The organism is Pantoea sp. K16 (genome assembly GCF_048452805.1).
Lineage (GTDB): Bacteria > Pseudomonadota > Gammaproteobacteria > Enterobacterales > Enterobacteriaceae > Pantoea > Pantoea agglomerans.
This window is the reverse complement of record NZ_JBLWNV010000011.1, coordinates 68267-81264: the sequence shown is the minus strand read 5'-3', so window position 1 is coordinate 81264 and position 12998 is coordinate 68267. Positions and strand designations below refer to the sequence as shown.

Here is a 12998-nt window from a genome sequence, read left to right as displayed (position 1 = left end):
CCGTAGCTGCGGCAATCAGCAGTGCAGCATATTCACTCATCGGACGCGGAGCAGTCACAGACAGGGCAACAGGAGCAGTTTTCATAGCATCATCCTCAGTTAAAGCAGGCAGTATCGCGATTGCATATTAAGGAAACCTTAAGCTCGCGACACTGCCGCTAAAAATGTCTGCGCTGCCAGACGCCGCCATCAACCTCGCATTTCTGCCCGCTGACACGCCTGCTGCATCCGCCCGGTGCTCTACACTTAATGGCTACGTTCCGTTTCAGGAGTTACGCCATGAGCCAACGCATGCACAAATATGCTTTTCCGGTCAGCAAAGCCCGCAAATATCTTGAGCCCGGACCGGTGCTGCTGCTCAGTTCGCAGTACAAAGATCAACATGACATCATGACGCTCGGCTGGCACACGGTGCTGGAGTTTTCTCCGTCACTGGTCGGCTGCATGATTGCCGGTATGAACCACAGCCATGAGCTGATCCGCAACAGCGGTCAGTGCGTGCTGAACATTCCTTCTGCCTCGCTGATTGATGAAGTTGTGGCAATCGGCAACAGCCACGGTGACAGCATTGATAAGTTTGAGGCATTTGGCCTGACGCCGGAACCCGCTCAGGTGGTTGGCGCGCCGATGATTGCCGAATGTTTTGCCAGCTTTGAGTGTCAGCTTTATGACGATTCGATGGTCGCTAACTACAACCTGTTTATTTTTGAGATTGTTAAAGCACACGTTGCCGAGCAGCCGGAATACCCCACTACCCTGCACTACACTGGCGAAGGCCGGTTCAGCGTGATGAGCGACAAAATACTGGATAAGAGCGGCGATTTTAAACCGGAGATGCTGATCTAGTTGAAAGCGCTCTGCCGCGCCCCCATTCACCTCTTTCGACCTGACAGGAGTAAATTATTATGGCAATCGAATACGCAGTTATCGCTGGCGGCTGTTTCTGGTGTACCGAAGCGGTATTTAAGGATGTGATCGGCGTAGAGTCGGTGGAAAGCGGTTATACCGGTGGTGCCCGTCCTAATCCGACTTATGAGCAGGTCTGCAGCGGTGCGACCGGTCATGCAGAAGCGATCCGCATTGGCTTCGACCCGGAGAAAGTCAGCTTTGGCGATCTGCTGGATATCAGCTTTGTGACGCATGATCCGACCCAGCTTAACCGTCAGGGTAATGATATTGGCACCCAGTATCGTTCCGCCATTTTCCCGGCCAATGCAGAGCAGGAAGCGGAGGCACGCGCCGCCATTGCCCGCGCTCAGGCTGACCATGATGTGCCGGTGGTGACCACTATTGAGCCGCTGAAAGAGTGGTATCCCGCTGAAGCTTATCATCAGGATTACTGGGAAGGCGCGGGCCAGCGCAACGGCTACTGCATGGCGGTCATTCCACCGAAACTGCAGAAGCTGCGGAAAAGTTTCGCTAACAGAGTAAAGAGCTGATTCCGGCATCAGTCGGGGCGGCGTCTGACCAGTAACGAGGGTGAGAACGCCGCCCCGGTTTATTTGCTGCCATAAAACTCACCTGACCGGGCTCATCAGGATGACGGGATGTGGCCGGTAAAACGGCGGGTTTTATGCCGCAGTAAATCGATTCGTTCAGAGCTTAAGCGAATAGATCAAAAGAGAAAAATAGTGCTTGACCGTTTTCAGTCGACTCCCTATAGTACCGCCCCGTTGACCCATCGCGGTCAGCGAAGTAAATCTGGTGAGGTGTCCGAGTGGCTGAAGGAGCACGCCTGGAAAGTGTGTATACGGCAACGTATCGAGGGTTCGAACCCCTCTCTCACCGCCATCTTCAAAGAAGAGCCTGAACTTTTGTTCAGGCTCTTTTTTTTGCATATTTCACTCTGAGAGAGCGTGATAACCCCCGCCGGGGAACGACCACGTGCGCAGCCCCTGCCCCACAATAAGAAAACCCGGCCGGAGCCGGGTTTGGGCGCTACACTTCTACTCAATCAAACGCTAGCTATACGCGTGCAGGGTGCGCTGACACAGCGCAGAACGCACACAATCTTCTTTGCCGAAGCGTACAATGCCAACCATCTCGTCCTCTTCGAAACGCGCCAGCGCGTCTGCGAGACCGGAAGGCACCCCAGCGGGCAAGTCGCACTGGGTAATATCGCCGTTAACAATGACCGTGACGTTTTCGCCCAGTCGGGTCAGGAACATTTTCATCTGCGCGGCGGTGACGTTCTGCGCCTCGTCCAGAATTACCACAGCATTTTCGAAAGTGCGACCACGCATATAGGCGAACGGTGCAATCTCTACCTTGGCAATTTCCGGACGCAGACAATATTGCATAAAGGATGCGCCAAGACGTTTAACCAGAATGTCATAAACCGGGCGGAAATAAGGCGCGAATTTCTCTGAAATATCGCCGGGAAGGAATCCCAGATCCTCATCTGCCTGCAGTACCGGGCGCGTAACGATAATCCTGTCGATATCCTTATTAATCAGGGCCTCAGCCGCTTTTGCGGCACTGATCCAGGTTTTACCGCACCCGGCTTCACCGGTTGCGAAGATCAGCTGTTTTCTCTCTATGGCGTTAAGATAGTGCGCCTGAGCTTCATTACGGGCTTCAATTGGCAACCGGTCACGCGTATCGCGCGCCATGCCAATGGCATCCAGTCCACTCATATGCACCAGCGAAGTGACCGACTCTTCTTCACGCTGACGATGACTTCTTGAGTCACTACGAAGCACTCTTCTTGCTTCACGACGCGCTTTGATCACTGCTTTCTGTCTTCCCATAGTGGCACCTTTCAGTTGGTTTCATTTCCTGCGTCAGGCCGGTGGCCCGTTGCGATAACGTGAACGCTTTAGAGGTTTCAGTTGGCTTCCTTTTGAGCCATGACAGGACAGGATAGTGGGTATGCAGCAGCGCAATAGCGTAGCTGAACACCGGATAAAACAGGATGCGATAAGACAAAAGAGATGGTTGAAGGAAGGAAGAAATAACGAGGCAGAATTGCCCTCGCGGTCAGGCGCAATCTATTTACTGACAGTGACTTTCCATTAAAGACTCGACCCATGCGCGAACTCCAGTGTGATACATCAACACATCCGATTACGCCTGTTTAATAAAGTGCACCATTTTGTTGGGCCTTTGCAATAGTAATTTTACCTGCTGGCAAAAGAATTGCTAATCACGTGTATGTATTTCTTTTAAGGCAAAATGTAAAAGCGTTGTATTACAGCGGATTAGCTTATTTTATATATGCCAGACAACCGCTAAAACTCAGTTTAACCTCAGCCAGCAAAGCACGAAAACCGTAAAACGTGGGCGACCAGAACAGGGACGCCCACAGTGGTTGAAATTTAATCAGGCCTCCAGCAACGACTGCGCTAAATAATGGCTGGCGTCTGGTACACCGGGCAAAACAAAAAAGTAACCGCCGCCAAAAGGCCGGATATATTCTTCCAGCGCTTCGCCATTCAGGCGTCGCTGCACCGTAAGAAAGCCGCGTTCCAGATCGTGCTGATAGCAGACGAACAGCAACCCCATCTCCAGCTGTCCCGATGCAGAGATACCCGCGGAGTAACTGTAGCCGCGCCGCAGCATCAGGCTGCTTGCCGTCTCTGGCGTGCGGGGGTTGGCAAGACGGATGTGCGCATCCAGCGCAATTACCTCACCGTCCGGATCACGGGCGTAATCCGGAACGTCGCGCTCATGCTGCATCCCCAGCGGCGCGCCACTTAATTTCTCGCGACCAAAGATAGTCTGTTGCTCGCCCAGCGGCGTGCGATCCCACATTTCGACGTGAAAGCGGATTAACCGTACAGCCTGATAGCTGCCATTGCGCGCCCAGACCGGTTCGTCCTGATCGTCTGTCACCCACAGCAGTTGATTCATCAGAGCAGGGTTGTGGGTATCCGGATTGGCGGTGCCATCTTTGAAACCCAGCAGGTTGATCGGGGTCTCCTGCCCCTGACTGCGCGCGGCGTGATCGGAGATAAAGCCTTCGCGCCGCCAGCGTACGCCAAGCAGGTCAGGCGTATGCTTGATGATATCCCGCAGGGCATGAATCACCGTATCCTGAGTGTTGGCACAGAGCTGCAACAGCAGATCGCCATGACACTGACTGGCATCCAGCGAATCATTGGGAAAGCGAGTCATCGGCTGCAATTTTTTCGGTTTGTGCGGCGCCAGACCAAAGCGTTCATCAAACAGTGAATTGCCGACCGACACGGTAATCGTCAGATTATCAGGCGCGATAGTCGCCCCAAGAATGCCGGAATCCATTGGCGGCAACCGCGGATTGGTGACTACCGGTGCCGGACCGCCCGTGGTCAGAAAGGCAATACGCTGGGTCAGCAACCGGAACAGACGCACCAGCTCCGTTCTATCGCTGCTGAGCAGATCAAACGCCACCAGCATCATCGATGCCTGCTGTGGCGTCGTGATACCTGCCTGATGCTGACCATAAAACGGCTGCATCTGCTGTCGGGCCTGCGGCGTAACCGTACCCGGCGAAAAGCTGTCGGCGGCGGCTGCATGGAACGGACAGCCGCCGCCCAGCGCTGCCGCGCCACCCAGCAGCCCCAGCCCTTTTAGTAACCGACGACGCGCAGGCTGCGCGTCATCTTCCTTGCGACTCATGATTAATCCAGACCCAGGGTGCCACGAAGTAATGAAAGATCTTCCGCCAGTGCGGTGATCGGTCCTTTCAGCGCGTTACGGTCGGCGCTGGTCAGTTTCTCATAGGATTCAAAACCGGTTTGGGTGCGGTACTTACTCAGGATCGCATCCACTTTTTTGAAGTTGGCGTCAACTTTAGCCAGCAACTGCGGGTTCGCTTTGCTTACCATGGGTCGCAGCAGATCGACAATTTTCTGCGCGCCATCAATATTCGCCTGGAAGTCCCACAGGTCAGTCCGGCTGTAGCGATCTTCTTCACCGGAAATTTTGCTGGAAGCGACCTCTTCAATCAGGCCGGCTGCGCCGCCGACCACTTTGGCTGGCGGGAAGGCCAGTTCGCTGATGCGCACCTGCAAATCTTTCACATCTTTATTCAGCTGCTCAGCGTAGTCCGCCATGCCTTTCGTGCTGTTATCAGCAAACAGCGCTTTCTCCAGACGGTGGAAACCGGTGAACTTAGGATCGGCCGCTTTTTTCTCATAGTCATCTTCACGGGCGTCAATGCTGCCGTCGAGATCGGAGAAGAGCTCAGCAATCGGCTCAATGCGCTCATAATACTGACGGGTCGGAGCAAACAGCGCTTTGGCTTTTTCAACGTCACCCGCTTTAACGGCGTCAGTAAAGGCCTGGGTGTTGCTCACCAGCTGGTTCACCTGGTCGGTCACATAGGCTTTGTATTCGGTGATCGGGCCTTCCAGCTGCATACGTGCTGAGGTGCCACTTTTCGCCGCGCCCTCACCTGCCTGCACGATCAGCTTGCCTTTTGGATTGCTCAGCAGCCCACAGGTCATCTCATATTCGCCCGCCTCCAGATTGGCGGTCAGTTTCTGACTGAAGCCCGGCGCGATATTCTCACGCTCTTCAACCACCATCACGCCTTTGAGGATCTCCCACTCCAGCGCTTTCTGGCTGTTGTTTTTAATCAGGAACTGGGTCTTACCGGCCTTGACCGTTAAGCTCATCGGCTCGCACTGCTTGTCGGTGACGCTTACGGTAACCTGAGGAACCGCCGCGGCCGCCGTTGCGGAGATCGCCAGCAGAGGAAGCAGCAGTGCCTTGCGGCGGAAACGCATTGTCATCTCTCTTTCCCTATCATGTTGCAGGCGTAAAATGCGCCCGTTAAATGTCAAATTACACAGTGGCCGACGCAGCAGAACGCGCAGGCATAAAGAACAGAATCAGAGCCGGGATCAGGTAGGCGAAGTAAACGGTCACTTCACTGACGCTTGGGGACTCCTGATAACCCAGCACCCCTTCCAGCAGGGTGCCGAACAGCGAATGGGTCGATAAGGTATTGCTGAGATCGAAGGCGACATCCTGAAAGCGATTCCATAAACCCGCTTCGTGGAAGGCGCGGATGGCGCTCGCTGCCAGACCCGCGGCGACAAACAGGATGAATACGCTGGTCCAGCGGAAGAAATGGGCCATGTTAAGACGGATACCGCCCCAGTAGAGCAGCATGCCCAGCACGACCGCGGTTGCCAGACCCAGCACCGCGCCAATCGGCGGCGCATAACCGACATCCTGGGTAAACGCCGCCAGCAGGAAGAACACCGACTCCAGCCCTTCGCGCGCCACGGCAAGAAACACCATCAGCACCAGTGCCAGACCGCCACGACCTGAGCGTTGCAGCGCCTGATCGACCGCCTGTTCAAGCTCGACCCTGATGTTGCGGGCGACTTTGCGCATCCAGAAAACCATTGAGGTGAGGATCACCACCGCAATCAGCGCCACGATGCCCTCAAACAGCTCCTGCTCTTTCTGCGGGAACTCACCGGTGGTGGCATTGATGAACAGACCCAGGCCCAGACAGAGCCCGGCGGCAATAAACACGCCAGCCCACATCGCGGGAAACCATTGGGTACGCTGGGTGCGTTTGAGATAGCTGGCTATCAGGCTGACTATCAGCGCGGCTTCAAGCCCTTCGCGCAGCATGATGAGAAAAGGAACAAACATCGCCAACCTCTTGAATGTTAAGCAGCGTCAATAAACAGTAAAATAAGGTAAAGTGTAAACGATACCGATTATCATTATCGCTGAGAAAAAAACAAGTTGCCGGTGGAGATAATTTCATCTTTGAGTGGTTTATCTTTGTAACAAAAAAGCCCGCCCCTTTCGGGACGGGCCAGGCGATTAACGCCTCGCTTATTTTGTCTGGAACTCCGCCTCTGCAGCGGCAAAGCGCTGCTGCGCTTCTGCTGATGGCTCACGGCCCATCAGCGTGAACACTACAATGGCGATGCTGGCGAAAATGAAGCCCGGGATGATTTCATACAGTCCCAGCCAGCCATACTGTTTCCACACCAGCACGGTCAGCGCACCGACGATCATGCCCGCCAGCGCACCGTTGCGGTTCATCCGCTTCCAGCAGACACCAAACAGTACTACCGGACCAAACGCCGCACCGAAGCCCGCCCAGGCGTAGCTCACCAGGCCCAGCACGCGGTTTTCCGGGTTAGCCGCCAGCGCGATCGCAATCAGCGCCACCAGCAGCACCATCAGACGCCCTACCCATACCAGCTCTTTCTGGCTGGCATTTTTACGCAGTAAGCCTTTGTAGAGATCTTCGGTCAGGGCGCTGGAGCAGACCAGCAGCTGACAGCTCAGCGTTGACATCACGGCTGCCAGGATCGCTGACAGCAGAATACCGGCAATCCACGGGTTGAACAGGATACGCGCCAGCTCGATAAAGACCCGCTCCGCATTGGCGTTAACGCCAACCGCCAGCGTCGGGTTGTTCTGGAACCAGGCGATACCGAAGAAGCCCACCGCCACGGCACCGGCCAGACAGAGCACCATCCAGGTCATACCGATACGGCGAGCGGTACGGATTGAACGATGCGAATCTGCCGCCATAAAGCGCGCCAGAATATGGGGCTGCCCGAAGTAGCCCAGGCCCCAGCCGAGCAGGGAGATTACCGCGACAAAGTTCAGTCCCTTCAGCATGTCGAGGTTTTCCAGGCTCTTCGCTTCAATCACCGCCAGCGAATCAGACCAGCCGCCGACCGCGATAATCACAAACACCGGCGTCAGAATCAGCGCAAAAAACATCAGGCTCGCCTGAACGGTATCGGTCCAGCTCACCGCCAGGAAACCACCCACCAGCGTATAGAGAATGGTCGCCGCTGCGCCCGCCCACAGAGCGGTCTGGTAACTCATACCAAAGGTGCTTTCAAACAGACGCGCACCGGCCACCACGCCCGAGGCGCAATAGATGGTAAAGAACACCAGGATGACAATGGCGGAGATCACGCGCAGGATTTTACTGTGATCTTCAAAACGGCTGGTGAAGAAGTCCGGCAGCGTCAGCGCGTTGTTGTGATGCTCGGTCTGAACCCGCAGACGTCCTGCCACAATTTTCCAGTTGAGCCAGGCACCAATAATCAGGCCAATCGCAATCCAGCTTTCAGAGATACCGGAGATGAAGATCGCACCCGGTAAGCCCATCAGCAGCCAGCCGCTCATATCGGATGCACCGGCAGAGAGTGCCGTAACCACGCTACCCAAACTGCGGCCACCGAGGATGTAATCATCAAAGTTTTTAGTTGAGCGATAAGCCACAAACCCGATTAATACCATCCCAAGAATATAAACCAAAAAGGTCACCAGCAAAGGTGTACTTACACTCATCTGTCTCTCCACTTATTATTTGATATCCCAGAGAAATCGCCAGCTACCCGCCTGCCGGAACGGGGCAAAGCGGGCCGATTTTCTTCGTCAGGGCGTCACTCATTTCCCAGCGGCGCGGTATCCTGCCGGAAAGGCGTTGTGCGCACAATGGATTTAACACAGGCGTTACAGTGATTTCACTAACCGTTTGTGAAAACGTGCTCATAGGTTGCACTCGCTCACAGTTATCCGGTTGCACCATCGTATTACCTGCCTGAAACCCGCTTTTCATCGGGTCTGCCAGCCTGGCGAGGATCTTGCAGCAATATCCGTGCCGCATTGCGGGATTTAACAATCGTCGACGTTAAAAGGGTGTTAACTGGCTCACATTTAACACGGTTGCACAAAGTTGCAACTTAAGTGATAGTGCAGCCAACGCCGTATCGAACCACTATCAAGGAGCTCTGGAGTCATGGCTACAACCACCATGGGTGTAAAACTGGATGACGCGACACGCGAGCGCATCAAACTGGCTGCGCAGCGCATCGATCGCACGCCACACTGGCTGATTAAACAGGCGATCTTTAACTACCTGGGCCAGCTGGAAACCGGCGATACCGTGCCGGAGATCCCGCTTTCTGCTCAGGCGGCCGCGGAGTCCGACGACACCCAGCCAGAGGAGACGCACCAGCCGTTCCTTGATTTCGCAGAGCAGATTTTACCTCAGTCAGTGACCCGTTCAGCGGTGACCGCCGCATGGCGTCGTCCGGAGACCGATGCGGTGCCAATGATGCTGGAACAGGCACGTTTACCGGCGGCGCTGGCAGAGAAAACCCATCAACTCGCTTATCAGCTCGCCGACAAGCTGCGGCACCAGAAAGGGGCAACCGGACGCGCTGGCATGGTGCAGAGCCTGCTGCAGGAGTTCTCTCTCTCCTCCCATGAAGGTGTGGCGCTGATGTGTCTGGCTGAAGCGCTACTGCGTATTCCCGACAAGCCAACGCGCGATGCGCTGATCCGCGACAAGATCAGCAACGGCAACTGGCAGTCACATCTGGGACGCAGCCCGTCACTGTTTGTCAACGCGGCGACCTGGGGCCTGCTGTTTACCGGCCGCCTGGTCTCGACCCACAACGAGTCGAATCTCTCAAGCTCGCTTAACCGCATTATCGGTAAGGGTGGCGAACCGCTGATCCGCAAAGGCGTGGATATGGCGATGCGTCTGATGGGCGAGCAGTTCGTCACCGGTGAAACCATTGCCGAAGCGCTGGCTAACGCCCGCAAGCTGGAAGAGAAAGGCTTCCGCTACTCCTATGACATGCTGGGCGAAGCGGCCCTGACGGCAGGCGATGCCAAAGCCTATCTGCTCTCTTATCAGCAGGCGATCCATGCCATTGGTAAAGCGTCGAATGGTCGTGGCATCTATGAAGGTCCCGGCATCTCTATCAAGCTCTCAGCACTGCATCCCCGCTACAGCCGCGCGCAGTATGAGCGCGTGATGGAAGAGCTCTACCCTATTCTGAAATCGCTGACGCTGCTGGCCCGCTCCTATGACATCGGCATCAACATTGATGCAGAAGAGGCGGACCGGCTGGAACTGTCGCTGGATTTACTGGAGAAACTCTGTTTCGAGCCAGAGCTGGAAGGCTGGAACGGCATCGGTTTCGTTATTCAGGCCTACATGAAACGCTGTCCGTTTGTGATTGATGAGCTGATCGATCTGGCGCAGCGCAGCCGCCGTCGCCTGATGATTCGTCTGGTGAAAGGCGCGTACTGGGACAGCGAAATCAAACGCGCCCAGATGGAAGGCCTTGAAGGCTATCCGGTCTACACCCGCAAGGTTTACACCGATATCTCTTATCTGGCCTGTGCCCGCAAACTGCTGGCCGTGCCAAGCCTGATCTATCCGCAGTTCGCTACCCATAATGCCCACACCCTGGCGGCGATTTATCAGCTGGCGGGCAACAACTACTATCCCGGTCAGTATGAGTTCCAGTGCCTGCACGGAATGGGCGAACCGCTCTATGAGCAGGTGGTCGGCAAAGTGGCGGACGGGAAGCTTAACCGTCCCTGCCGTATCTATGCGCCGGTCGGTACCCATGAAACCCTGCTGGCCTATCTGGTGCGCCGCCTGTTAGAAAACGGGGCCAACACCTCCTTTGTTAACCGCATTGCCGATACCTCGCTGCCGATTGATGAACTGGTGGCCGATCCGGTGAGCGCGGTGGAGAAGCTGGGTGCCAGCGAAGGCGCCATTGGTCTGCCACATCCGAAAATCCCCCTGCCGCGCGATCTGTATGGCGATAACCGTGTTAACTCTGCGGGTCTGGATATGGCCAACGAACACCGCCTTGCCTCACTCTCCAGCGCCCTGCTGAGCAGCGCCGCACAGCCCTGCCTGGCCGAGCCAATGATCGACGGTGAAGCGGGTGCCGGCGAGTTGCGCGACATTCTGAACCCGGCAGCGCCTGGCGACCGCGTAGGTCAGGTCCGTGAAGCCACAGAGCAGGAAGTTTCTGTGGCGCTGGATGCCGCGGTGAACAGCGGGCCAATCTGGTTTGCCACACCACCGCAGGAGCGTGCCGCCATTCTGGAACGCGCCGCACAGATCATGGAAGGCCAGATGCAGCAGCTGCTCGGCATCCTGGTGCGTGAAGCGGGCAAAACCTACAACAACGCCATCGCGGAAGTGCGCGAAGCGGTTGATTTCCTCTATTACTACGCCGGAATGGTGCGTGACGATTTCGACAACGAAACCCATCGTCCGCTGGGCCCGGTGGTCTGCATCAGTCCATGGAACTTCCCGCTGGCGATCTTTACCGGTCAGATTGCGGCTGCACTGGCAGCGGGCAACAGCGTGCTGGCCAAACCGGCCGAGCAGACACCGCTGATTGCCGCACAGGCGGTTCAGATCCTGCTGGATGCGGGTGTGCCGCCAGGCGTGCTGCAACTGCTGCCAGGTCAGGGTGAAACCGTCGGTGCACAGCTGACCGGTGACGTTCGGGTGCGTGGCGTGATGTTTACCGGTTCTACTGCGGTGGCGACACTGCTGCAGCGTAATCTGGCGGGTCGTCTTGACCAGCACGGTCGTCCTGTGCCGCTGATTGCTGAGACCGGCGGCATGAATGCGATGATCGTTGACTCTTCCGCGCTGACTGAGCAGGTGGTGATCGATATCGTCGCCTCTGCCTTCGACAGTGCCGGACAGCGCTGTTCTGCCCTGCGCCTGCTCTGCATTCAGGAAGATGTCGCCGACCATACCCTGAAGATGCTGCGCGGCGCGATGGCGGAGTGCCGCATGGGCAATCCGGAACGCTTCTCGACCGACATCGGTCCGGTCATTGATGCCGAAGCGAAAGCCAATATCGATCGCCATATTCAGGCGATGCGTAATAAAGGCTTCACGGTCTATCAGGCGGTGCAGGAAAACCCGCAGGACAGCAAAGAGTGGAATAGCGGTACCTTTGTTAAACCGACACTGATTGAGCTGAGCCAGGTCAGCGATCTGGATAAAGAGATTTTTGGCCCGGTGCTGCACGTGGTGCGTTTCACCCGCAATAACCTGCCGCAGCTGGTTGAGCAGATCAATGCGTCCGGCTATGGCCTGACGCTGGGCGTACATACCCGCATCGACGAAACGATTGCACAGGTTACGGCGAACGCCCGAGTCGGCAATCTCTACGTCAACCGCAATATGGTGGGCGCGGTGGTCGGCGTACAGCCGTTTGGTGGCGAGGGCTTATCCGGTACCGGTCCGAAAGCCGGCGGTCCGCTCTATCTTTACCGCTTGCTGGCGCATCGTCCGGATAGTGCGCTGCGTCTGACTTTTGATCGTCAGGATGCAGAACGCCCGGCGGACAGCACGCTGCGTCAGTCACTGCTGGCCCCGCATCTGGCACTTAGCAACTGGGCTAAGGATAAGCCTGAACTGGCTGAACTCTGCCAGCACTATGGCGATCTGGCGCAGGCGGGCGTGGTCCGTCTGCTGCCTGGCCCGACAGGCGAGCGCAATACCTTCTCACTGTTGCCGCGTGATCAGGTGCTCTGTCTGGCTGATAACGAGCAGGATGCGTTAATCCAGCTGGCCGCGGTGACCAGCGTCGGCAGTAAAGCACTGTGGCAGGATGATGAGCTGCATCGCACCCTGCTGGCCTCGCTGCCGGATGCAGTTAAAGCTCGCATCACGCTGGCGCGTGACCCGTTAGCGGCAGAGTTTGATGCGGTGATCTATCACGGTGATGCCGATCAGCTGCGTACCCTGTGTGAACAGATTGCCGCACGTGAAGGTGCGATTGTGTCGGTGCAGGGCTTTGCCCGCGGCGAGACCAATCTGCTGCTGGAGCGTCTGCTGATTGAGCGTTCGCTGAGTGTGAATACCGCTGCGGCAGGCGGTAATGCGAGCCTGATGACCATAGGGTAAGGGGCGTTCGCGAGATTGTTCACTGCGCGAACGGGCTGAGGTGCGGTGCTGAAGCTGGCGTTGTTCGCTGCGCGAACGGGCTGAGGTCCGGAGCTGGAGCTGGAGTTGTTCGCTGCGCGAACGGGCTATGAGAAGGTTTCGTTCGCCTGGTAAGCCAGGCAGTTTCAGATTCGCCTCTGCAGGCGACCGACAAGGGGGCGCCAGTCGCCGCGCCCCCTTGACCCCGGGCTCCGGCCTGCTTCACCGCCGCTTCGCGGTTCCTTCGCCTCTTCAGGATTTCTCACGGACCAGCGGGACGCGCCATCCCTGGCGCGAACCCGCCTCTTCGCGA

8 protein-coding genes and 1 tRNA gene are annotated in these 12998 nt (G+C 56.6%); 4 read left to right on the top strand and 5 right to left on the bottom strand.

The features are described from left to right. Positions 1-279 precede the first annotated feature (279 nt). From ACK13D_RS15375 to ACK13D_RS15365, 3 genes are all read left to right on the top strand, one after another. Complete coding sequence (locus ACK13D_RS15375) at positions 280-846, top strand: flavin reductase family protein (RefSeq protein WP_022625495.1); 567 nt, start codon at positions 280-282, stop codon at positions 844-846. Positions 847-905: 59 nt separating this feature from the next. Beyond that, positions 906-1439 (top strand): peptide-methionine (S)-S-oxide reductase MsrA, encoded by a 534-nt coding sequence (gene msrA / locus ACK13D_RS15370; protein ID WP_031594591.1) that lies wholly within the window; start codon positions 906-908, stop codon positions 1437-1439. A 264-nt stretch (positions 1440-1703) separates the two neighbouring features. Further along, a tRNA-Ser gene (locus ACK13D_RS15365) sits at positions 1704-1791 on the top strand. Positions 1792-1961: 170 nt separating this feature from the next. On the opposite strand, the gene phoH is transcribed toward ACK13D_RS15365, so the two are convergent. From phoH to putP, 5 genes are all read right to left on the bottom strand, one after another. After that, complete coding sequence (phoH, locus tag ACK13D_RS15360; protein WP_010258505.1) at positions 1962-2750, bottom strand: phosphate starvation-inducible protein PhoH; 789 nt, start codon at positions 2748-2750, stop codon at positions 1962-1964. 571 nt (positions 2751-3321) lie between these two features. Then, positions 3322-4599, bottom strand: a complete 1278-nt coding sequence (gene efeB, locus ACK13D_RS15355) for an iron uptake transporter deferrochelatase/peroxidase subunit (protein WP_010670824.1) — start codon at positions 4597-4599, stop codon at positions 3322-3324. 2 nt (positions 4600-4601) lie between these two features. Continuing rightward, entirely contained in the window at positions 4602-5717 is a 1116-nt protein-coding gene (efeO, locus tag ACK13D_RS15350; RefSeq protein ID WP_010670825.1) for an iron uptake system protein EfeO, read from the bottom strand. Between the two features lie 52 nt (positions 5718-5769). Further along, entirely contained in the window at positions 5770-6594 is an 825-nt protein-coding gene (efeU, locus tag ACK13D_RS15345) for an iron uptake transporter permease EfeU (protein WP_307379566.1), read from the bottom strand. Positions 6595-6783: 189 nt separating this feature from the next. Next, on the bottom strand, positions 6784-8268 hold the full coding sequence (gene putP / locus ACK13D_RS15340) for a sodium/proline symporter PutP (protein WP_045139875.1): 1485 nt from the start codon (positions 8266-8268) through the stop codon (positions 6784-6786). 451 nt (positions 8269-8719) lie between these two features. On the opposite strand from putP, the gene putA reads away from it, so the two are divergent. Then, on the top strand, positions 8720-12667 hold the full coding sequence (putA, locus tag ACK13D_RS15335; protein ID WP_236351672.1) for a trifunctional transcriptional regulator/proline dehydrogenase/L-glutamate gamma-semialdehyde dehydrogenase: 3948 nt from the start codon (positions 8720-8722) through the stop codon (positions 12665-12667). Positions 12668-12998 lie beyond the last annotated feature (331 nt).